Origin of the sequence: Mesorhizobium sp. M2E.F.Ca.ET.219.01.1.1, from assembly GCF_004016445.2 — a bacterium.
GTDB lineage: Bacteria > Pseudomonadota > Alphaproteobacteria > Rhizobiales > Rhizobiaceae > Mesorhizobium.
In genome coordinates this window covers 579374-601253 of the sequence record NZ_SADT02000002.1, presented here as the reverse complement: position 1 = coordinate 601253, position 21880 = coordinate 579374, and the positions used below count along the sequence as shown (strand labels likewise).

Annotated in this window: 23 protein-coding genes; 9 read left to right on the top strand and 14 right to left on the bottom strand. The window is 64.3% G+C overall.

Annotation, left to right across the window (positions count from 1 at the left end; all coding sequences use genetic code 11):
• Position 1: 1 nt before the first annotated feature.
• The 6 genes from ccmI to EN862_RS13210 form a co-directional block, all read right to left on the bottom strand.
• Complete coding sequence (ccmI, locus tag EN862_RS13230) at positions 2-1138, bottom strand: c-type cytochrome biogenesis protein CcmI (RefSeq protein WP_127867189.1); 1137 nt, start codon at positions 1136-1138, stop codon at positions 2-4.
• Positions 1139-1380: 242 nt separating this feature from the next.
• On the bottom strand, positions 1381-1818 hold the full coding sequence (locus EN862_RS13225; protein WP_127867188.1) for a hypothetical protein: 438 nt from the start codon (positions 1816-1818) through the stop codon (positions 1381-1383).
• Positions 1815-1955, bottom strand: a complete 141-nt coding sequence (locus EN862_RS36115) for a hypothetical protein (RefSeq protein WP_189401770.1) — start codon at positions 1953-1955, stop codon at positions 1815-1817. The genes EN862_RS13225 and EN862_RS36115 overlap by 4 nt, the downstream gene beginning before the upstream one ends.
• The gene (locus tag EN862_RS13220) at positions 1955-3343 is read right to left on the bottom strand and encodes an ATP-binding protein (protein ID WP_127867187.1); all 1389 of its coding nucleotides are present in this window, start codon (positions 3341-3343) and stop codon (positions 1955-1957) included. Before EN862_RS13220 ends, EN862_RS36115 begins: the two co-directional genes overlap by 1 nt.
• Positions 3344-3365: 22 nt before the next feature.
• Positions 3366-4031, bottom strand: coding sequence for a response regulator transcription factor (locus tag EN862_RS13215; protein ID WP_126061966.1), 666 nt, complete (start codon positions 4029-4031; stop codon positions 3366-3368).
• 64 nt (positions 4032-4095) lie between these two features.
• Complete coding sequence (locus EN862_RS13210; RefSeq protein WP_127867186.1) at positions 4096-4395, bottom strand: hypothetical protein; 300 nt, start codon at positions 4393-4395, stop codon at positions 4096-4098.
• A gap of 238 nt (positions 4396-4633) precedes the next feature.
• Between EN862_RS13210 and EN862_RS13205 the strand changes: the two genes are divergently transcribed.
• On the top strand, positions 4634-5020 hold the full coding sequence (locus EN862_RS13205; RefSeq protein ID WP_127867185.1) for an ester cyclase: 387 nt from the start codon (positions 4634-4636) through the stop codon (positions 5018-5020).
• A gap of 76 nt (positions 5021-5096) precedes the next feature.
• Here EN862_RS13205 and EN862_RS13200 read toward each other — a convergent pair whose 3' ends face one another.
• On the bottom strand, positions 5097-5504 hold the full coding sequence (locus tag EN862_RS13200; RefSeq protein WP_127867184.1) for a DUF3168 domain-containing protein: 408 nt from the start codon (positions 5502-5504) through the stop codon (positions 5097-5099).
• Between the two features lie 138 nt (positions 5505-5642).
• Positions 5643-7196, bottom strand: a complete 1554-nt coding sequence (locus tag EN862_RS13195; RefSeq protein WP_127867183.1) for a trimethylamine methyltransferase family protein — start codon at positions 7194-7196, stop codon at positions 5643-5645.
• Positions 7197-7545: 349 nt separating this feature from the next.
• On the opposite strand from EN862_RS13195, the gene EN862_RS13190 reads away from it, so the two are divergent.
• The 4 genes from EN862_RS13190 to EN862_RS13170 all read left to right on the top strand — a co-directional run bounded on the left by EN862_RS13190 (position 7546) and on the right by EN862_RS13170 (position 12368).
• The gene (locus EN862_RS13190) at positions 7546-9702 is read left to right on the top strand and encodes a penicillin-binding protein 1A (protein ID WP_127867182.1); all 2157 of its coding nucleotides are present in this window, start codon (positions 7546-7548) and stop codon (positions 9700-9702) included.
• A 134-nt stretch (positions 9703-9836) separates the two neighbouring features.
• Positions 9837-10421, top strand: a complete 585-nt coding sequence (locus tag EN862_RS13185; protein WP_127867181.1) for a DUF1214 domain-containing protein — start codon at positions 9837-9839, stop codon at positions 10419-10421.
• Positions 10414-10962 carry a DUF1254 domain-containing protein gene (locus EN862_RS13180; RefSeq protein WP_127867180.1) on the top strand — a complete coding sequence of 183 codons (549 nt, stop codon included), beginning with the start codon at positions 10414-10416 and terminating at the stop codon, positions 10960-10962. The genes EN862_RS13185 and EN862_RS13180 overlap by 8 nt, the downstream gene beginning before the upstream one ends.
• A gap of 398 nt (positions 10963-11360) precedes the next feature.
• Complete coding sequence (locus EN862_RS13170) at positions 11361-12368, top strand: DUF2336 domain-containing protein (RefSeq protein ID WP_127867298.1); 1008 nt, start codon at positions 11361-11363, stop codon at positions 12366-12368.
• A 5-nt stretch (positions 12369-12373) separates the two neighbouring features.
• On the opposite strand, the gene EN862_RS13165 is transcribed toward EN862_RS13170, so the two are convergent.
• From EN862_RS13165 to EN862_RS13155, 3 genes are all read right to left on the bottom strand, one after another.
• Positions 12374-12721 (bottom strand): DUF1491 family protein, encoded by a 348-nt coding sequence (locus EN862_RS13165; RefSeq protein ID WP_127867178.1) that lies wholly within the window; start codon positions 12719-12721, stop codon positions 12374-12376.
• A gap of 72 nt (positions 12722-12793) precedes the next feature.
• A complete protein-coding gene (locus tag EN862_RS13160) occupies positions 12794-13582 on the bottom strand; it encodes a peptidoglycan-binding protein (protein ID WP_127867177.1) in 789 nt (262 codons plus the stop codon).
• On the bottom strand, positions 13557-15293 hold the full coding sequence (locus tag EN862_RS13155) for a PAS domain-containing sensor histidine kinase (protein WP_127867176.1): 1737 nt from the start codon (positions 15291-15293) through the stop codon (positions 13557-13559). Before EN862_RS13155 ends, EN862_RS13160 begins: the two co-directional genes overlap by 26 nt.
• 554 nt (positions 15294-15847) lie before the next feature.
• Between EN862_RS13155 and EN862_RS13150 the strand changes: the two genes are divergently transcribed.
• Both EN862_RS13150 and EN862_RS13145 read left to right on the top strand, forming a co-directional pair.
• The gene (locus EN862_RS13150) at positions 15848-16249 is read left to right on the top strand and encodes a DUF5330 domain-containing protein (protein ID WP_127867175.1); all 402 of its coding nucleotides are present in this window, start codon (positions 15848-15850) and stop codon (positions 16247-16249) included.
• A gap of 111 nt (positions 16250-16360) precedes the next feature.
• Complete coding sequence (locus tag EN862_RS13145; protein WP_127867174.1) at positions 16361-16789, top strand: SufE family protein; 429 nt, start codon at positions 16361-16363, stop codon at positions 16787-16789.
• Positions 16790-16946: 157 nt separating this feature from the next.
• Here the strand turns inward: EN862_RS13145 and EN862_RS13140 are convergent, their stop codons facing one another.
• A complete protein-coding gene (locus tag EN862_RS13140) occupies positions 16947-17372 on the bottom strand; it encodes a MucR family transcriptional regulator (RefSeq protein ID WP_027164827.1) in 426 nt (141 codons plus the stop codon).
• Positions 17373-17785: 413 nt separating this feature from the next.
• Positions 17786-18130 (bottom strand): SH3 domain-containing protein, encoded by a 345-nt coding sequence (locus tag EN862_RS13135; RefSeq protein WP_245519622.1) that lies wholly within the window; start codon positions 18128-18130, stop codon positions 17786-17788.
• A 132-nt stretch (positions 18131-18262) separates the two neighbouring features.
• Here EN862_RS13135 and EN862_RS13130 point away from each other — a divergent pair, with 132 nt between their 5' ends.
• Together EN862_RS13130 and EN862_RS13125 are read left to right on the top strand one after the other, a co-directional pair.
• A complete protein-coding gene (locus EN862_RS13130; RefSeq protein ID WP_127867173.1) occupies positions 18263-20374 on the top strand; it encodes a S9 family peptidase in 2112 nt (703 codons plus the stop codon).
• A gap of 99 nt (positions 20375-20473) precedes the next feature.
• On the top strand, positions 20474-20863 hold the full coding sequence (locus tag EN862_RS13125) for an SET domain-containing protein-lysine N-methyltransferase (RefSeq protein ID WP_042642111.1): 390 nt from the start codon (positions 20474-20476) through the stop codon (positions 20861-20863).
• A gap of 61 nt (positions 20864-20924) precedes the next feature.
• Here the strand turns inward: EN862_RS13125 and EN862_RS13120 are convergent, their stop codons facing one another.
• On the bottom strand, positions 20925-21872 hold the full coding sequence (locus EN862_RS13120; protein WP_127867172.1) for a cytochrome c: 948 nt from the start codon (positions 21870-21872) through the stop codon (positions 20925-20927).
• Positions 21873-21880 lie beyond the last annotated feature (8 nt).

Sequence of the window (21880 nt, the reverse complement as noted above, 5' to 3'; positions counted from 1 at the left end):
CTTACTCCGTCGCCGTCACGCCGAGGGAGGCGGCGAAGGCGGTGAACTTCTTGGCTTGCTCGCTGTCGGCCCCAAAGGCGGCGACAGCGCGGCCGAGCGCCTCGCGCGCCTGATCGGCCTTGCCGAGCACGGCATAGGAACGAATGAGGCGCATCCATCCTTCCTCATCGCGCGGATTCTGCTTCAATCTGTCGTCGAGGCCCGCGACCATGGTTTCGATCATCGCCTGCCGGTCCTGCGGCGACATCTGCTGCGCGGCCTCCATTTGCTGGGCATCCGGCCCGCTCGCCGGCGCGCCCGCCGCGACCGCCGGCTGGCCGGCCTCGGCAAGCGCCTGCTGGACAGCGCTGCGCCAGGGCGAATCCGGCGGAAGCTGGCCGAGCATCTTTTGCCAGGCGGCGACAGCCTCGTCCTTCCTGCCTTCCTGTGCCAAGCCGACGGCCAGGTAGAAATTCGCCTTGGCGTTGGCCGGGTCGAGCTTGAGGGCCGCCTCGAAGGCGTTCTGGGCATCGGCGGAAACGATGCCGCCCGCGGCGCTGGCAATCGCCTCGCCAAGGCCTGACCGGCGCACCGCGCTGTCGCCGTCGAGGCGAATGGCGTTGCGGTAGGCGGTTATCGCGTCGGGAAAGCGCTGCAGGCGAAGATAGATCGGCGCCAGCACGTCCCAGCCCTTGCCGTCCGACGGATTGGCGGCAAGATGCGCTTCGGCGCGTGCGACCAACTCGTCGACCGAGGAATCGGCGGGATTCTTGGCGAGACGTTCGGCCAGCGGCTGCGAAGGCAGATCGGGAGAGCCGAGCACGCCGTACAGCCCCCAGCTCAGCAGCGGCACGGCAAGCACGGCCAGGCTGGCGACCAACCTGATGCCGCGGGAGGAGCCGGGGCTGGCGGAGCTTGGCCGCTCGGCCGCGCCGAGACGCAGGATGCGGCGGCCGATCTCGGCGCGCGCCTCCTCAGCCTCGCCCGGCTGGATCAGGCCGCGCGCCACGTCGCGATCCAATTCGGAAAGCTGGTCGCGATAGACTTCGAGGTCGTGATAGCCGGGCGCCGATGCGCCCTTCATGCCGCCGGTAAGCGGCAGAAGCACCGCCAGGCTGGCGCCCAGCGTGAGGAGTGCGGCTATGACCCAAAACAGCATGGCTCTTCCAATAAAGGCAGAGCCTTGCCCTGCCAACATAAGCATACTGCGACGCTTTGACGGCGGATCGACCGCCTCACCTTGATCGACGTCAACCAGACCGAATAATGGGCTGGCCCGGTATCCTTCCGGAGTGTTTCACCTTTTCACAGAAACAGCGCTTACCGCCTTGTTTTGACGCAATTCCGGACGGACGGCGAGGCCGACCAGCCTCACCGCCCCACATTCTTCCTGAAATTGCGTCAGGTCAGCGGCGTCCAGCTGCCGTCGGCGTTGCGGCAGGCGGTGCCGCGCGCGGTGACGCCCGCGCCGCCGGTGAAGACAGTGTGGGTGTATTGGCGGCAATCCTGGGAGCCGACGCGATAAGGCTGAGCCGCGACGACCTCGCCATAATGGGAGGCATTGTCGCCCTTCCATGTCACCTTCTGGCCGCTGGTGTTGTACTCCAACGCCTTGTACTCCGCCTCCAGCCCCTTGCGCTTTTCGGCATCGCTTAGGCCCGAGCCGATCGATCCTCCGATAAGCCCGCCATTCATGGCCGAGACGATGCTGGTCGACACTTTGCCGCCGGAGGGCGGCGTCGAAACAGGCGTGACCGGAGAGGTTGGACCGCCCCTGCTAAGGGTCGAGCAGCCGGAAACGGCGAGCAGGGCGGAAACAAGCGCGACGCGAATCTTCATGCCGACAACCGGTTCTCTTCAGCGGGATGGAACTGGATGGACTGGGGACGCGCCATCAGGAAGCGTTCATGGCCATAGTGTTGATATTTGTCGGAAATTTGGCCGCCGGCGGCCGCGCGCAAATCGATAAAAAACATCACTGAAGGCTCCGCAATCTCACCACCACCCTCAAGCCCCCCATGCCGGACCGTTCCAGCGCCAGCGAGCCTCCATACTCGTTGACGAGGTCTGCGACAATGGCAAGGCCAAGCCCCGTTCCCGGCTTTGTCTCGTCCAGTCTCTTGCCACGTTTCAACACCTCTCGCGCGCTGTCCTCGGGAATGCCCGGACCGTCATCCTCTATAACGATTTCAAACAGGTTCCCGCTTCCCGAAATAGTGGCGATCGTCACGGCAACAGCGCTCTTTGCCCATTTCATCGCATTGTCGAGCAGATTGCCGAGCAGTTCCTCGAGATCCTCGCGCTCGCCGGCAAAGACGATCTCGGCCGGCGGCAGCGACAGCGTCAGCCGCGTTTGCGGGTTAAGCTTGCGCAGAACACGCACCATGCGCTCGACCAGCGGCGAAACCGGCGTGCGGAAGACGACGCTATCGCGCTGGGCGGCGACGCGGGCGCGCTGCAGGTAGTGATCGACCTGCTTCTGCATGGAAGCCGCCTGGTCGGCGATCAGCTGGCCCTTGGCGCCGCCGAGCGCGCGGCCCTCATTGATCAGCACGGCCAAAGGCGTCTTCAGCGAGTGGGCAAGGTTGCCGACCTGGGTACGCGAGCGCTCGACGATGCGCCGGTTGTTCTCGATCAGCGCATTGGTCTCGTTGGCCAGCGGCTCGATCTCGGCGGGGAAGCTGCCGTCGAGGCGCTGGGCCGTGCCTTCGCGCACCATGGCGAGCGCGTTGCGGACCCGGCGCAAAGGCTGGAGACCCAACAGAATGGCGATGGCGTTGATGGCGATCATGCCGACGCCGAACAGCGAGAGATAGGTGAGCAGGCGGCGCTGGAAGCTCGCGATCTCCTGCTCGAGCTCGCTGTGGTTGCCCATGACGCGGAAGCGGGCGGCGCGGTTCTTGGCATCGAGAACGAACTCGCTCTCGAACACTTCGAGCTGCTCGCCCTTTATGCCTTCCATCGAGTAGCTGCGCTGGAAGTTCGCGTTGAACGGGACCTCCGCGACGCTCGGCGACAGGAGCGAGGTCGTCATCGAGGAGGAGTGGATTTCACCATGCACGCCTTCTGAGGCCGGCTCCACCGACCAGTACCAGCCGGAATTCGGCTCGGAAAAGCGCAAATCGCCGAGGTCGGGGGAGCCGGTCAACGCGCCGTTGTCCGAAATGCCGACAGAGCCGATCAGGTTGAACAGATGCGCCGAAAGCAGGCTGTCGAAGCCGCGCTCGCTGGCCTGGCGGTAAAGCGTGGTGATGAGGGTGAAGATGACGACCAGCGTCAGGATCGCCCAGATGGTCGAGAAAGCGATGACGCGGAAGGTCAGCGAGCGCGGCCAGGGCCGCAGCCTTGAAATCCACGTTCCCATCGCTGGCTTCAGCGGTTCCGCGTCACGCCTCCGGCTCTCGCATGCGATAGCCCATGCCACGCACGGTTTCGATCATGTCGATGCCCATCTTCTTGCGAAGCCTGCCGACAAACACCTCGATGGTGTTGGAATCGCGGTCGAAATCCTGGTCGTAGAGATGCTCGACCAGTTCGGTGCGCGACACCACCTCGCCCATATGATGCATCAGATAGGCGAGCAGCCGGAACTCATGCGAGGTGAGTTTCAGCGGCATGCCGTTCACATCGGCCTTGGACGCCTTGGTGTCCAGCCGCAGCGGTCCGCAGGTGAGCTCGGACGAAGCATGGCCCGCAGCACGGCGGATCAGCGCCCGCACGCGGGCCAGCACCTCCTCGATGTGGAAGGGCTTTGTCACATAGTCGTCGGCGCCGGCGTCGATGCCGGCCACCTTGTCGCTCCAGCGGTCGCGCGCGGTGAGGATTAGCACCGGCATCTTGCGCCCGCCGCGGCGCCAGCGCTCCACGACGCTGATGCCGTCCATCTGCGGCAGGCCGATGTCGAGCACGACGGCGTCGTAGGGCTCGGTGTCGCCGAGGAAATGGCCCTCCTCGCCGTCATAGGCCCGGTCGACCACATAGCCGGCATCGACCAGCGCATCGGCCAGCTGCCGGTTGAGATCCTTGTCATCCTCGACGACGAGCACGCGCATGGGTTGAAGCCTGTTGCTGGATAGACGTATAGGCCGATTCCGCTGGCCTGGGAAACGAGAGGGGTCAGCCCATCGGCACGACGATTTCCGAGCGGCGCGGACGCTGTCCATCCTTGCCGGGGACGAGCACGACAATGACGCAGACCTGCTGGCCACCCCGCGTCGCCTGCGAGGCCTTGGCCAGCGTCCCGCCATTCTGCGCGGCGACCTGCTGGCCGATCGCGTAGCAATCGCCGGCCGCAAGCACGACCGGCTGATCGGCCGACGGCTCGATGAGCGGCAGGGCGATCGCCTGCGACGCAATAAGCCCGGCCGCGGCAAGCGCCAGCACTGCTTTGCGAAGATGGGAGCCAAGATCTTTCATGATCACGGTTCTAACGCATATGGGCTGAACGTGAAATGAACGGTGAATAACCGAAAAACCATGCCCGCCATTCCCCCTCAGCGACAAATGAATGCACCCCGTAGATGCCAGGGCCCCCCTCAGCCCCGGGTGCAAATTCATAGCCGGAAAATCAGTCGGCCCGCTACGCTTTTCGGGTGCGGATTCCCCGTCCGGCCCTAGCTAGTGTAGAAACGCCGGACGACCATAGGAGCATGCTATGACCGGGGAGGATATTGCCGCTCTCTATCGGGGCTACATCGCCTGCCTCAACGAGCAGGATTGGGACAATCTCGGCCGCTTCGTCGGCGATGAGGTCCAGTATAATGGCGAGACGATCGGGCTATCGGGCTACCGCCGTATGCTGGAAGGCGATTTCGAGGCCATTCCCGACCTGCGCTTCAACATCGAGCTTCTGATCTCGGAGCCGCCGCGCGTGGCGGCGCGCCTGCGTTTCGACTGCCGGCCCAAAGGCGTGCTGTTTGGCCTGCCAGTCCATGGCAAACGGGTCAGCTTCGCCGAAAACGTCTTCTACGAGTTCCACGACCGGCGGATTCGCGAGGTCTGGTCGGTCATCGACAAGGCCGCCATCCAAGCGCAGCTGTAGGCCAAGACAGCTCGCGCCGAAACGGATTCAAGCGGCGCGCTTAAGCCCTTGTTTTGATGCATGTTCCGCAGCCACCTCAGGCGGCTTCCTGCGTCAGCGCGCGGAAGCGCAGCAATCCATGATGAACGGCCAGATCCTCGTCATAGCGAGCCTCGGCGAATTCCAGCGACAGGCGCGTCTCGCCGCGTGGGCCGATGGAAAGTGCTGCACCATCGAGGCGCGCCTTGATGCTATCCATGATGAGGCGCGTCTCGGCCTCGCCTTGCGCTTTCGACCAGACATGCAAGGTGATCAGTTGATCGCCATCGTTGTCAGCGCCGGTGTCGAGGTCGAAGGCACTGGTGCGGCCGTAGGTCACGTTCGGAAAGGCAGCCTTGTCGCTCGCCTGCTCGAGCAGGCCCGCGCCGCCCAGCAGCGCCGAGAGCGACGCATCGGTCTTCAGCCTCAGGAACAAGGCCTGCATCAAATCGCCAGGCGCCGTCATCTACCGTCCATCGCCAATACATATCTCCTCACGCTGCCCGGCAACGTAGCCGCGCTCGCGATCCGATGCCAGCTCGCGAATCGATTTGACTATAACGTGAATGGCGAAGGTCTCGAATTTATTACGCTTTTCCTCAAATCACGAGACAGGCGCAGCACCACCCTCCTCGGTGCGCCTGGCGATGAACTCGTCGAGTACGCCCGCGGTGGCGACAGCAGAGGCCGGCGGCTGGAAGTCGGAAAGAATGCGCTTCCAGATACCGGTGGCGCGCTCGGTCGCCGTCTTGGAGCCGGATTGCGTCCAGTTGCCAAAATTCGACCAGTCGGCCACCAGCGGCTCGTAGAAGGCGGTGCGGTAGCGCGTCATAGTGTGGGTCGCCGAGAAGAAGTGGCCGCCGGGCTGCACTTCAGCGATGGCTTCGAAGCCGATGGCATCCTCGTCGCCCGGCGTGGTGGCGCAAAGCTCGGCGACGGTCTGCAGCGCCTCGACGTCGGTGATCAGCTTTTCCAGGGATACGCTGAGGCCACCTTCCAGCCAGCCGGCGGCGTGGATGCAGACGGTGGCGCCAGCCAGCACCGAGCCCCACAGCGCGAACTGCGTCTCGTGTGCGGCCTGCGCGTCGGAGATATTGGCGGCGCTGCCGCCGCCGGAGCGCCACGGCAACCCAGTGTAGCGGGCGAGCTGTCCCGCCCCAAGCGTCGCCTTGATATGTTCCGGTGTGCCGAAGGCAGGCGCGCCGGACTTCATGTCGACATTGGATGAGAAGGAGCCATAGACCACCGGCGCGCCGGGACGCACGATCTGGGCCAGCGTCAGGCCGGCCAGTGCCTCGGCGTGCTGTAGCGTCAAGGCGCCGGCGACCGTGATCGGCGCCATGGCGCCCGCCAGGCAAAAAGGCGTGATGATCGATATCTGGCCGGCCCGGGCGAAGTCGATGATGCCCTGCGCCATCGGGATATCGAGCTGGCGTGGCGAGTTGGTGTTGATGACCGTGTAGCTATGGGCGCTGCTCACGAACTCGTCCTCGGACAGGCCGCGCGCCAGCCGGATCATCTCGAAACTGTCCTCGACCTGCGGCGTGCCGCGGGCAAAGACGAAAGGTACCTTGTCGGACAGCGTCAGTTGCGCACGGCCGGTGGCATAGTGACGAAAGCGCGTGTCGACGTCCTGCGGCTCGACGCAAGGGCCGAGCATATGCAGCACGTCGAAATGCTGCACCAGCCGGATGAAATCCTCGAAGGCCTGAAGCGTGCCCGGTCGCCGGCCTCGCTCGAGATCGGTGACGTTGGGCGCGCCGCAGCCGGCAAGGAACGTCATCGTGCCGAGCTCGAGATCGAGATCGCGTGAACGGTCTCCGGCCCGCGCCGGAATCGATCGCGGCGCCGACGCAAGCGCGGCCGTCACGATATCGCGGCCGATCTTGACCATCTGGCTGCCCTCATCGACCAGCGCGCCGGCCCGGGCAAAGATCGCGCGCGCCACGGGCAGCAGCACCTTGATGCCGAGTTCCTCCAGCACGCGCAGCGCAGTATCGTGGATCGCCGCGACCTGGTCGGCGGAAAAGACCGGCTGCGGCGCGAACGCGTTCTTCAGCGAATGGTAATTCGGGCGGCGGCTCGACTCGCTGCCGGCCTCGCCGGTGCGGCCGCGCCGACGTTCGCGCCTCAGGTCGCGCGCGGCGTCTTCAACCATCAGTTCCTCCTCATTGCCGCATCGCCTTGCCCTCAGGGTCGTACGACAATGTGTACGGAAAGTTCGATGCCCTCCCCGGCGAAACCGTCATCGAGCAACGCCAGGGCGACTCGGACTGGAGCCGAGCGAGGCGGATGTGGCGCATTTCATGCGCTTCATCGCGGCGCAGTGATATCGCTCTCAGTATTTGTTTTACGCAATTCCGGATCAACCATGGCGTTCAACAAAGCCTGGGTGTGGCTTCGCTGCCCTTGTGAGTGGTGCTAAAATGGTCGATTAGTCTGGCAGGGAGGGCGCCTCGGAACTGCCACGGCTGTTTCGGGCGGAAGTGCCGGGGTGGAATTCTGGAATGGACAATCCCTCTAAGCCGCGCAGGAGAAGAGGCCGGATCGCTTCGGCGCTGCTCGCCGTGGACGCGTGGCTCGATACCTCGCTCTACGAGATCGGTTTCAAGGCGCGCGAATTCTGGGAAGCGGCGACCATCTTTTCCCGCCGCTTCCGTGTGCATGGCTGGCGCCGGGCCATCATCGAGGTGCTGAGCGAAGGTTTCACCATGGGCGCCGGCGGCTTCGTGGTGCTGCTCGCGCTCGCCATGCCCGCCTTCGACATCACCACCGGCGACTGGCGCAACCAGGGCGACTTCGCCGTCACCTTCCTCGACCGCTACGGCAATGAGATCGGCCAGCGCGGCATCATCCAGCGCGATTCCGTGCCGGTCGACGAGATGCCGGACATCGTCATCAAGGCGGTGCTGGCGACAGAGGACCGGCGCTTCTTCGACCATTACGGCATCGATGTGCTGGGCCTGTCGCGCGCGATCTTCGAGAATGTGCGGGCCAATTCGGTGGTCCAGGGCGGCTCGAGCATCACGCAGCAGCTCGCCAAGAACCTGTTCCTGTCCAACGAGCGGACATTGGAGCGCAAGATCAAGGAAGCTTTTCTCTCGCTGTGGTTGGAAGCGAACCTCTCCAAGAAGGAGATCCTGCAGCTCTATCTCGACCGCGCCTATATGGGCGGCGGCACGTTCGGCATCGAGGCGGCGGCGGATTTCTATTTCGGAAAGAGCGTCAAGGATCTCAGCCTTGCCGAGGCGGCGATGCTGGCCGGCCTGTTCAAGGCGCCGACCAAATACGCCCCGCACATCAATCTGCCGGCGGCGCGGGCGCGCGCCAATGTGGTGCTGTCCAACCTTGTCGACGCCGGCTTCATGACCGAAGGCCAGGTGCTGCAGGCGCGGCTGCATCCGGCCGACGTGGTCGACCGCGGCGAGCAGAAGAGCCCGGACTACTTCCTCGACTGGGCCTTCGACGAGGTCAAGAAGATCGCCAAGCCCGGCCAGCATTCGCTGGTCGCCCATACGACCTTCGACGCCAATATCCAGAAGGCGGCGGAAGAGTCGGTCGAATACCACCTCAGGCAGTTCGGCAAGGAATACAACGTCACCGAGGGCGCGGTGGTGGTGATAGAGACCAATGGCGCGGTGCGCGCCATTGTCGGCGGCCGCGACTATGGCGCCAGCCAGTTCAACCGCGCCACCAAGGCGCTGCGCCAGACGGGTTCATCCTTCAAGCCCTATGTCTATGCCACGGCGATGGAGCATGGCTTCACGCCGGACTCGGTGGTTTCGGGCGGCGCGATCAGCTGGGGCAGTTGGTCGCCGCACAATTACAGCGGCGGATCGGCCGGCAACGTGACGCTGCTGACCGCAATCGCCAAGTCGATCAACACGGTGCCGGTGCGGCTCGCCAAGGATTACCTCGGCATCGGTCCGATCAAGGCGATGGCCGAATCGATGGGTGTCGAATCGCCGCTGGAAGCGCACAAGACCATGGTCCTCGGCACATCCGGCATGACGGTGATGGACCAGGCGACCGGCTATAGCGTCTTTGCCCAGAACGGTTTCGTCGGCTCGCGTCACGGCATCACCCAGCTCGTCACCCGTACCGGCGAGGTGGTCTATGACTGGGCCAAGGACGCGCCGCCGCCACACCGCGTGCTGTCGGAAAAGGCGCTGAAATACATGAACACCATGCTGGCGGCGGTGCCGGTCATCGGCACGGCGCGGCGCGCCCAGCTCCCCAACATCGTCGTCGCCGGCAAGACCGGCACCACGCAATCCTACCGCGACGCCTGGTTCGTCGGCTTCACCGGCAATTACACGGCGGCGGTCTGGCTCGGCAATGACGACTTCACCGCAACCAACAAGATGACCGGCGGCTCGCTGCCGGCGATGGTCTGGCAGCGCCTGATGGTCTATGCGCACCAGAACATCGACCTGAAGCCTATTCCCGGCCTCGACCATCCGTTCGTCGACCCGGAGGTCGCGGCCAAGGCAGAGGAAGCGGCGAAGAAGGAAGCCGATGCCGCGGCGGCGCAGGCCGAGGCCGAACGCCCGCCGGTGCTTTCCAGCCGCACCACCCAGACGCTGAGGGACATGACCAAGGTGTTCCAGGCCGCGCCCGTGCTCGATGCGCCCGCCCTGCCGGAAACGCTTTCGGCGCTTTAAGGCGTGTTGATATTCAGGTGATGCCGGCCTGACCTGAATATCAACACACCTTAGAGCGGCCCTCATGCGAAGCCGGCTTGCCACGGCACCCCGCGCCGCGATATCCCGGGCAACCTCCTCTGTTTGCGGCTCTCATGCTCAAGAACGCCATCCTGACGCTGCTTTCGCTTGCCATAGCCATTGGGCTTGGCGGCTACAGCGTCTGGTATGCGCTCAACGCGCAGGACGGCGTCGGGGCGATCCGCATCGGCCAATGGACCGCCTTCCCCGAAGTCGGGACTTTAGCCGCCGATCCCTACTCCAAGGCGCGCGTGGCGCGCGAGGGGGTGCTGGCGCTCGGCCGGGCCGAGGGGCTGGCCTTCGTCGCCGAGCGTGATGACGCCGGCGAGCAGCTGAAGCGCGAATGCACCTACACAGTCGAAGGCGGTTATCCCACCGCCCGCTTCTGGACGCTCTACGCCGCCGACCAGTCGCTTGGCGTGATCGACACAGGCAAGCCTAGACAGGCGGCACTGCAGTCCTACCAATTGCTGCGCCGGCCCGACAATTCCGTCGTCATTTCGGTCGGCAATCGCCCTGCCCCCGGCAACTGGCTGCTCACCGGCGGATCCGGCAAGATGTATTTCGTGCTGACCTTCTACGACACGCCGATAGCCTCGAGCACCGGCCTCTCCGACGTCGCGCTGCCGCGCATCCTGAAGGCGGGCTGCAATGCGTAGGCTGCTGCATGCCCTGATCCTCGGCCTGCTCGGCGCCGGCATCGTGCATATCGTTGTGCTGTTCCTGGTGCCGGAATTTTCCGAACGCGATGCCTGGTCGCGGCTGGCGATGGCCTCGGACTTCTACAAGATGACGCGGCTGGATGCCGAAGCCGGCGGCGCGCCTGTGGTGAAATCGGTCGATCCGCTGTTTTACGCCGCCGCCTGCCGCTTCGACCTTGCCGACGGCCTGGTGCGGATCAAGGCGCCGGGCGACGTGCCGTTCTGGTCGGCCTCGGTCTACGACCGCAGCGGCCACAACATCTATTCCTTCAACGACCACAACGCCAATGGCGAGAAGCTCGATACGGTGGTGTTGACGCCGGCGCAGATGATCGATGTGCGGCGCGACCTTCCGGAGGATCTGCAAGGCGCGATCTTTGTCGAGGCGCCGATCGAGGAAGGCATCTTCGTCGTCCGCGCCTTCGTGCCGGACGAGAGCTGGAAGCCGATCGTGTCGCGCTTCCTCGAGCAGAGCAGCTGCGATTTGCAGGACGACTGAGAAGGCGAGCCCGTTCAGTGATGCGGCTTGGCGGGCGGCGGGGAGCCTGGCCTGTCGGAGCCGCTGTCGCCGGGCCGGGCCGCATCGGCCTGCGGGCGCAACTCATAGCGGACGCCAGGGAAAATGATGACCGCCGCCGCCGTAGCGGTGTCGCGACTTGCTCGATTTACAGGTGCCGCCCGCGGCACAAAAGACAGGACCATGCCCATGGTTCGCGCATTCCTCTCGGTTTGACCGGAGCACAACGCAACGCCTCCAAAGTTGATTAAGGGGCGTAGAGGGTTAACGGAGCGCTAACGGATCGCGGCTAATTTGATGTTTGTTTTCCTGAAGATGCGAAACCGGCCCGACCGGATTGGGCGGTTCAGGAGTTGTGTCGAGTGTCGGGCGTATCCTCCGTGTCATCTTCGGATTTCAGGCAAATCGCTATCCGGACCGAAGCGGGAAAGGCCGAAAGGCTGTTCCGCGCGGCTGTGTCGGCCTTCTGCTCGCTGACGCGCCCCTCGCGCCGCGAGATCGCCCAGCTCGAGGACCTGACGCTGCCGCTGTTCGACGAGGTCTCGGTCGAGTCGCGTCGCTATGTCGCCGCCGCCCTTTCCGAATGCGAATACGCGCCGACCGCATTGGTGCGGCGGCTAGCCGAGGAGCCGGTCGAGATCGCGGCACCCCTGCTCACCCGCTCCAACGCACTGAGCGACATCGACCTCATCGCGCTGATCGGCCGGCATGGCTTGCCGCATGCGCGCGCCATTGCGCGCCGCAAGGAGCTCAACCCGACGATCGCCGACCTGATCCGCGCGCTGGAAAGACCGACGCTGGTCAAGACGCCGCCGCCGGACACGGTCACGAAGCTCACGCCGAGACCGGAGCCCGCAACCAAGGCGGACGCCGGCCGTGCCGCGTCCGGCGAAGCGGCGGAGAACGCGCGGCGCCGCCTGCGGTCGATGATGCGCCCGGCCGGCGACGCCGCCGACGTCAATACCTTCCTCGGCCAGCCTGCCTATGTGAGGCTGCGCGAGACGGCGCTGACCGGCAACGCCGCCTTCTTCCAGACCGCGCTTGCCGATGCGCTGGAGATCGACTTCGCGACGGCCCGCTCGGTGACCGGGCAGTCAGGTTATGCCGCACTGCTTGCGGCGCTGCGCGCCCTCGACCTCAGCGAGGACAGGGCCTTCCTGATCGCGGTCGCGGTCTATCCCGGCGAGTTCCCGCATCCGCAGGCGATCCGGCTGTTCCTCGACCGTTACCGGCTGCTGCACCGCGAGGCGGCGCTGGACAAGGTCCGCGCCTGGAAGGCCGAGACTCTTTCGCGGGCCATCCGCGACAAAGCGGACGACACTATCAGCAGGGAACGACGCGACGCATCGAACGGCGACGACGCGAGCTCCGGCCTCAAGGCCTCCTGATAAGGTTATTCGGCCTTCACCGAAAGAAGCTCTTCAACCGGAACGGCTCCCGCCTCCATCTCGACCACCCAGATGTCGGGATCGAATTTCTTCTCCCGCTCCAGCCGCGCGTCGGAAGCGGCGCTATCGTCGCCGGCATCGAGCAAGGTGAAGAAGCGCTCATCCGGCTTGGCCGAATCGTAGCTCGTCTGCGGCGCCGGCCCATAAAGAGCCACCTCTCCCAGACGCCCGCGCGACAGCACGAAGACGGCGCCCGCCTCGGTGGCGCCGCGCTTGACCACGGCGGCAAAACCGCCGGCGCCGAAGACGCGACGCACAAGAGCCGAAACCCAAAGGTCGGTGGTTACGCGCATGGGATGTTTCCGGATGTCATGAGCGGTTCCTTACCGCAAGAATGAAGGAACCGAAACGATCGTTGCCGCCGCTCAGTTGGTTAGGCCGATCTCGCGCATCTTGACATAGACCGCCTCGTCCGGCTCGCCGGTCTCGGGCAGGCCGAACAAGGCCTGGAATTCCTTGATCGCGGCCTTGGTGCGGGCGCCGACCTTGCCGTCGAGCTGCATGTCGTTGTTGCCGAAGGCCTTGAGGCCCGCCTGGATCTTGACGATGCGGGCATCGGGCGACTGCCTGGCGTCATCGACTGGGGCGGAAACCGGGATCACCGACGGCTTGGCGGCCGGGACGGCCACACCATCGGCCGGCCGGGGCGCCGGATGGGGAATCGCCGCCGTCGTCTGGCGGGTGCCAAGCTGGTCGAGCAGCGCGCCGTCGATCTCGCCCGAGCCCGGCAGCCCGACTTTCAGCTGGTAGGCCTGGATCGCCTTGCGCGTGGCCGGTCCGGTGAGACCATCGACCGTGCCGTCATAGAAGCTGAGGTCCTTCAGGATGCCCTGCACCTGCTGGACGACCGGGTCCGGCTTGGCCGCGGGCTGCGCCGGCGCCTGGCGCACGATGTTGATGGTGGTTTCAGGCTCGTCGGAGACGGTATGCGGGAAATTCTCGATGCTGCGGGTCTCGAAGAAGGCGCCGGTATGCGGAAAAGGCTGATACCAGAGCGCATTGGCCGAGACGTAGAACAGCGTCACCAGGAAGGCGGTCGAACCGCCGACCAGGACTGGATTGCTTGCGATCAGCTGACCGACGGCGACCGCGCCTTCGGCAAGGACGCCGCGCTCGGGTTCGACGACCTTACGCCGTTTTGCGGAGCGAGCCATTCCCCTCCCCATCTCTATCCCCCTTCGGCTTCGCCGCCGGCATGGCCAGCACGCCGGGCTGCGCACCGGAATGCCGCTTCGGCCCGGTCACCGGCAGGCCGATCGTCACCGTGGTGCCCTCACCCGGCGCGCTCTCGATCGACATCGTGCCGTCGTGCAGCGCCACCAGGCCCTTGACCAGCGACAGGCCGAGCCCGGTTCCCTCGAAGCGGCGCGTGTAGTCGTTCTGGATCTGCATGAACGGCTTGCCGAGATTGGCCATATCCTCCTCGGCAATGCCGATGCCGGTGTCGCTCACCCAGAAATGCAGGCGCGAGCCGACGCGCTTGGCGCCGATCACCACGCTGCCGCCATCGGGCGTGAACTTGACGGCGTTCGAAGCAAGGTTGATCAGGATCTGCTGCACGGCGCGGCGATCGGCATTGATCTCGCCGGCATCCGGCGCGATCTGGGTGGCAAGAACGATGCCCTTGGCGTCGGCCAGCGGCCGCATCATCGAGCGGCACATGTCGACGGCCTCGACGAAACGGAACGTCTCCAGCTCGGTCGCATAGGCGCCCGCCTCAATGCGCGAGACGTCGAGGATCGAGGTGACGACGGACAGAAGGTGCTGGCCGGACTCCCTGACCAGGCCGACATATTCCTTCTGGCGCGGGTCCTTGAAGGCGCCGAACATCTCATGCAGCAGCATGTCGGAAAAGCCGATGATGGCGTTGAGCGGCGTGCGCAGCTCGTGGCTGACCACTGCCAGGAAGCGGCCCTTGGCAACTTCGGCGGCCGCGGCGGCCTCCCTGGCTTCCGCAAGCTCCTCGCGCAGCACCGCGACATCGTCGTTTTCGCGCAGCACCAGCATGAAGACGTCGCTGCCGGCTTCGCCGCGCAGCAAGTCGAGATTGAACGGACGGAAATTATCGGCCGCACTGGCTCCCTCGCGCGGCAAGCGGATGCGCAGCTCAAGCCGGCGCTTCGCTGCCCCCTCGCGCATGTCGGCCAAGGCGGTGAGATAGGCGACGCGGTCGGACAGATGGACGCGGTCGAACAGGCCGGTGCCGAGCAGGAGTTCCGGCGCCAGTTTCAGCACCGAACGCGCCCTGGCGGACGCATCGAGCACTTCACCCTGGCGGCCGACGCGCAGCACGACGGCGTCGATCACATCCTCGAGACGATCGCCGGCGGGCTCCGCCGGCCGCAGGCCGGCAGGATTGGCGAAGGCGGCGGCACGCGGCAACAGCGTCAGCGCCCAGGCCAGCGGCAACAGCCAGTGCCAGGCGGCGATTTCGCCGAGCGGCAGGACCTGGCCGGCAAAGGGCTGGAGAACGATCGCGGCGACCGCCGCCAGAGGGCTCGACAGCGCGGCGCGCCGCGACCCGGAAACCCACCAGGTTTCGACCGGCAATGCGAGGCCAAGCAGCGCGACCGGCGAGGCCAGTCCGCCCGCCGCCGCTATGACGCCGGCAAGCGCGATGCCGCCCAAGGCGACCGCCATGCGGCCGGCGAGCGCCATGTGGCCGGTGGCGGCGACCAGAAGTGCCGCAAACCAGCACAGGCCGAAAGCGGCAAAGATGGCGGCTATGGTGACGGCCGCGCCGAGGCTCGAGGTGACCAGGGTCACCGCAGCACCCGCGGCAAGGAAAGGCGCGGCGAGCATGACGCCTATGAAGCGGCGCTGGCGCAGGCGTTCCGCCTCACTCGTCACGGTGGGGTGAACCAAGCGTTCGCAGCCGGCGGCAACCGCGCCAGGCAATTGAACGTATCTGGCTGAAATCGAACTCAACGCACGCGTACCCGGTCTTAAAAAACCCTGCCTGGCAGGTGACTCGTCAATCGGCTTGAAACTCGCATCCAGCGTTTAAGGAATGGATAAGGCTGATGGAGCCGGCGGCCCGGCCAAGGCAAATATTGTGATGCCGGCCCCGCAAAGCACGCCGAGTTGGCGCCATGGTAAACGGCGCGTTAGCCGCGAGGCCTGTGCCAAAACGGACCTAAACTTGACGCGGCTAATCTCTATCGCGAATAAAATCGAGTAATTACAATGCGATACATGGTTATCGTAAAGTTAATGCGGTCGATGAGATTCGACACAAGTCCGCTTCAAAACCAATTCCTTTCGAATTCGTCTAAAATTTGAGGAAAATTCGCGGCTTCGATGCAAGCCGTCCTTTGCGTGACCGTGCCATTATCGTGCCCATAAAAGAGGTCATGCCGATGGATGCATGATCCGTCACGGATGGATACACGATCCATCCCGCACGAGAGGCAAGTAAGATGGGCTTTCTGATCAGGATGGCTTTCTGGTTTTCGCTGGTGCTGCTGGCGCTGCCGCTCGGCGTCGGCCCGGGCGAGGACGGCCAGCAGAGCGTCGGGCCGGTCCAGGCGCTGTTTGCGGCGCGCGAGGCGGTGGGCGACATCGCAGGGCTCTGCGAGCGCAAGCCCGACGTCTGCGAAACCGGCAAATCGGCCATGTACACCATCAGCGTTCGCGCCAAGGAAACGGCCAGGATCGCCGCGGCCATGATCGACGACAAACAGTCTGGGCAGTCCGGGCAGGCAGGCGCGCCGGAGACGAAGGTCGCGGATGGCTCGGTCACGACCACCGGCAGTATCGCCGAGGACATCGTGCTGCCCGCCAAGGTCAACATTCCGGTGATGTTGACTTCCAAGAACTGAGACAATCCTCAGCCGCTACTCGGCTACGCCGCGGGCCCGTCCGACCTCTCGACGCCCGCGGCGTCTTTCTTTTTCCGTGACGCGGCCCTGCGGCGCCACTATATGCGGGCTATGACCACCCTGATCCAGACGATCCGCGACGACTTTTCCCTGCTCGACGAGTGGGAGGACCGCTATCGCTACGTGATCGAGCTCGGCGAGGGCCTGCCGCCTTTCCCCGAGGGGGAGCGCACGGCCGCGAACAAAGTGCCCGGCTGCGTGAGCCAGGTGTGGCTCACCACCGAGCAGGGAGCGGGCGCCGATCCGGTGATCAGTTTCCAGGGCGATTCGGACGCCCATATCGTGCGCGGCCTCGTCGCCATCATGCTGGCACTGTTTTCGGGCCGGCGGGCAAGCGAGATCCAGAACACGGACGCGGAGGCGACGCTGAAGGAGCTCGGCCTCGACGAGCATCTGTCGCCGCAGCGCGCCAATGGCCTGCGTTCGATGGTCAAGCGCATCAAGCGCGACGCGGAAGCGGCCTTGAAGCAGACGGCCTGACCCTGGCCGACGTTCTCTTTGTCTTGTGCAACTCCGAATGGAATGGCTACGGCGAGGTCGCTGAGCCCAACCATTCGGACTTTCCTGGAATTGCTCTGAAAAGCAAAACGGCGCCCCAGGGGGCGCCGTTCGAACTTTGCCTGAGGAACGAAGCCGATCAGCGGCCCTTGCGCTTGCGGCCCAGACCCATCTTCTTGGCGAGCTGCGAGCGAGCGGCCGCATAATTGGGGGCGACCATCGGATAGTTGGCGTCCAGGCCCCACTTCTCACGGTATTCTTCCGGCGTGAGATTGTAATGGGTCATCAAATGCCGCTTCAGCGACTTGAACTTCTTTCCGTCCTCGAGACAGACGATATAGTCGTCATGGACGGAGCGCTTCGGGTTGACGGCAGGCTTCTGCTTCTCGGCCGACGGCTGCTCCGGCGAGCCGCCGACCCGGCCCAACGCGGCATGGACGTCGGCGATAAGGTTCGGCAGTTCCCCAACCGGCACCGGGTTGTTGCTGACATAAGCGGCGACGACATCGGCGGTCAGCTCGATCAGCGCATCACCGTTTTTCGAAGGTGTTTCGACGATTTCCATAGTTCTAAGGCCCCAACGAGAGTTGTTTCTAAAACTGCGCCCTTTTTTCAGGATCGGGCATCGCGCGAATTCATTCAGGAAAGGCTCTGCGATTCGCGTCGGTTATCTTAATGACGCCGCATTGAAAGTAAGTCAATTCGCATACTGATTTATATTGGTCGATATTCATCAAATATTGCCGATTCAGCTTCAAAAATTCGTGCACCGTGTAACTTCGCGAGATTTTTCTGGTCAGACCAGCATGCCATGACGTTGCGTCGCCCGTACGTTAGACATCCGATCGCCGCTCGAACCGGCGTTCAATGCTTGGCCAATGCTTGGGCGCCTGTTATGCCAGCATAACGAATCCTGCGGCGCAACAAGCGCAAGGATGTCGCCTTGGCGGCTCCAACAAGGCGGCGCGACGGTATCCCTCAGTACGGCGCGATATATTTGCCGTAGACCCAGCCGGTGACGAAATGGCCATTCTGCGCCGGGTCGTGCCAGACCTCGCACCAGCGATAGCGGATTGCCTGACGCTGCTTCCATTGCGGCTGCCGGGCGATATCGAGGAGATTTATGCCGCCTGTGCAGCGGCCGGTCATCTGCAGCACGGTGCCGTTCGGATAGGCGGCCTGTTTTTGCGATGCGTTGGAGGGATATTTGCGCGCATTGAGGGTGTCGCCGAACGGTACGCCCGCCACTTGCCAGGCGGCAAAGACGGTTGCATGAGACTGAGTGGAAAAAGCAAGCACTGCCGCGACGACAGCAATAGACATTGCGGTAGAAACACAGGATTTCATCTTCCCCCTTCGACTTGGCTTCTGTCGACCATCTTGAGCCGCGCCCCTTGAACCGCCGCTGAGCGGCGTGTTCATTCGTCATTCAAGCAAATTCCGCAGCGAGACGTAATGACCAGGACTTCCGCCTTGATTTCCACCTTCCCGGCCGCCAACCCGCCGACGCCCGAGAAACATCCGGTGTCCGACACGCATCACGGCATCACCCGCAACGACGACTACGCCTGGATGCGGGCCGACAACTGGCAGGCCGTGTTCCGGGACCCTTCCCTGCTCGACGGCCGAATTCGCGCCCATCTCGAGGCCGAGAATGCCTATCAGGCCGTTCTGATGGCCGGCACCGCGGATCTGCGCGGCAAGCTGTTTGCCGAGATGAAGGGACGTATCAAGGAAGACGACTCCACGGTGCCGATGAAGGACGGCCCATATGCCTACGGCTCTTCCTTCCGGCAGGGCGGCGAGCAGCCGCGCTATTTCCGCACCTCGCGCGATGGCGGCAGGGAGGAAATCCTGCTCGACGGCGACGCGGAAGCCGAGGGCAAGGCCTATTTCCGGCTCGGCGGCGTCGACCATTCGAGCGACCACGGGAAGCTGATCTGGGCGTTCGACGACAAGGGTTCGGAATTCTTCACGCTGCGCGTGCGCGACCTTGCAGGCGGCAAGGACCTTGCCGACCAGATTCCGGATACGGGCGGCGGCGGGGTATGGAACGCGGGCGATGACGGCTTCTTCTATACCCGTCTCGACGACAACCACCGCCCGTCGAAAGTGTTCTTCCACGCGCTCGGGGACAAGCCCGAGAACGACCGGCTGATCTATGAGGAGACCGATCCGGGCTTCTTCATGGATGTCAGCGGCACCCGCGCTAATGACTGGATCATGATCGGCATCAACGACCATGAGACATCCGAGTACCGGCTTCTGCCGGCCAATGATCCATCCGCGGCGCCTAGGCTGGTGGCGGTGCGGGAGGCCGGGCTGCAATACGACCTGGAAGAAGGCGGCGACGTCTTCTTCATCCTCACCAACGCCGACGGCGCCAAGGACTTCAAGATCATGACCGCGCCGGTCGACAATCCGGTGCGCGCCAACTGGCAGGAATTGGTACCGCACGAGCCCGGCCGGCTGATCCTCTCGGTGCTTGGCTTCAAGCACCACATGGTGCGGCTCGAGCGCAAGGACGGCTTGCCGCGCATCGTCGTGCGTGAGCGCGCCAGCGGCGAAGAGCATTTCATCTCCTTCGACGAGGAGGCCTTCTCGCTCGGCCTCTCCGGCTCCTATGAATACGACACCGAGACGATGCGCTTCACCTATTCGTCGATGACAACGCCGGCGCAGGTGTTCGACTACAATATGCGCAGCCGCGAGCGCGTGCTCCTGAAGACGCAGGAAGTGCCTTCCGGTCACGATCCGGAGCACTATGTCACGCGCCGGCTGATGGCGCCCGCGGCGGATGGCGAGCTGGTGCCGATTTCGCTGCTTTACCATCGCGACACGCCACTGGACGGCTCGGCACCCTGCCTGCTTTACGGCTACGGCTCCTACGGCATCGCGGTGCCTTCGGCCTTCAACACCAACTGCCTGTCGCTGGTCGATCGCGGCTTCGTCTATGCCATCGCGCATGTGCGCGGCGGCAAGGACAAAGGGTATGGCTGGTACGAGGATGGCAAGCGCGCGAAGAAGATGAACACCTTCACCGATTTCATCGCCTGCGCCCGCCATCTCGTCGCCGAGCGTTACACAATGCATGACCGCATCGTCGCGCAAGGCGGCTCCGCCGGCGGCATGCTGATGGGGGCGATCGCCAACATGGCGCCGGAAAGCTTCGGCGGCATCGTCGCCGAGGTGCCGTTCGTCGACGTGCTCACCACCATGCTCGACGCTAGCCTGCCGCTGACGCCGCCGGAATGGCCGGAATGGGGCAACCCGATCGCGTCCGCCGACGACTACAAGACGATCGCCGCCTATTCGCCCTACGACAATGTCGCGGCGCTCGACTATCCGCCGATCCTGGCGCTGGCAGGTCTGACCGACCCGCGCGTGACCTATTGGGAACCGGCAAAATGGGTGGCCAGGCTGCGCGAACGCAAGGCGGGCGACAACCCGGTCCTGTTCAAGGTCAACATGGATTCCGGCCATGCCGGCGCGTCGGGCCGCTTCTCGCGGCTCGAGGAGATCGCCTACATTTACGCCTATGCCCTGAAAGTGACCGGGAAGACCTGATTTTCCACTCGCAATTGCCAAGGGCGCGCGTTACGCAATGCTCTGCTTTTTTGGACATGGTTCTTGGACCGCGCCGACTGCTCATTCACAAGGTTCGTCATGCTGCTCGTCGACGTTTATCTCGACAAATCGCCCATCCAAGGCATCGGCGTCTTCGCCAAACACCGCATTGCAAAGGGCACACTGATCTGGAAGCTCGACCCAAGATTCGACCGGCGCATTCCCGTCGACACCTATGAGGGCGAAAGCGGGCCGGTGAAGTCTTATCTCGATCGCTATTCCTATCCGGACCGGCGCGACCCCAACTACATCGTCTTCGAGGCGGATGACGCGCGTTACATGAACCACGCGGACGAGCCGAACTGCGACGTCTCCTCGCCCGAGGAAACCTACGCGCTGCGCGATATCGCGCCCGGCGAGGAATTGACCTGCGACTACAACCACTTTTTTGAAAACGGCTTCGATTTCCTGGGCGACCGCCACCCGTAACTATTTTTGATGCGATTCCCGACGGAAACCCGCTGCCCACTTTTGCTGATATTGCTTGTAATCAACTCGCCGGCTTGCGCTCCGGATAGCCGTTTGGATGCGGCGGGACGGCCTTGAGATAAGCGGCGATCGCGGCGCGGTCGTCCGCCGTCAATTGCGCCATGTTTCGCTGCACTTCGACCATCGAGCCGCCGACGGAATCGAAATCGGGCGTGAAGCCGGTCTCGAGATAGTTGGCGATATCGGCTTCCGACCAGCTCTTGATGCTCTTCCCGTCGGGGGTGATGTTCGGCACGATACCCGAGCCTTCGGCAGCCACGGCGCCCGCCAGCCACTCACCCTTCTTCGGGCCGCCGGCGATGTCGCGTGGCGTATGGCATTCGCCGCAATGGCCGGGTCCCTCGACAAGATAGCGGCCGGCCAGCACCTTGTCGGGCGTGCCGTTGGGCAGTGCGATCACTGGTTCGGGATTGAGATAGAGCCACTTCCACAGGCCGATGCCGCGGCGGATGGTGAAGGGGAAGGAAAGCTTATGGTCCGGCGCCTTGCCGGCGACCGCCGGCAGCGTCTTCATGAAGGCGTAGAGGTCGGCGATGTCGGCTGGCTTCATGCGCGCATAGGAGGCGTAGGGGAAGGCCGGATAGAAATGCTCGCCCGAAGGCGAGACGCCTTTCAGCATGGCGTTGGCAAAATCCTCCTCGCTCCAGGCGCCGATGCCGTCCTTCCGGTCCTGCGAGATATTGGGCGGCACGAAAGTGCCGAACGGCGTCTTGAGTTCCAGCCCGCCGGCCAGCTGCAACCGAGCGTCGCCCTGGGCGCCGGGCTTGGAATGGCAAGAGGTGCAGCCGCCGGCATAGAAGATGCGTTTGCCTTTGGCGACGTCGCCGGGGCCGAGCTGCGCGATGGCCCCGGCGTCAAGCCTGACCGGCGCCGACAGGGCCCAGCCGGCGGCGGCCGCCGCGCCGCCAAGCACGATGGCGGCGCCGACGAGCTTCTTCAGCCAGGCCATATCAGGCG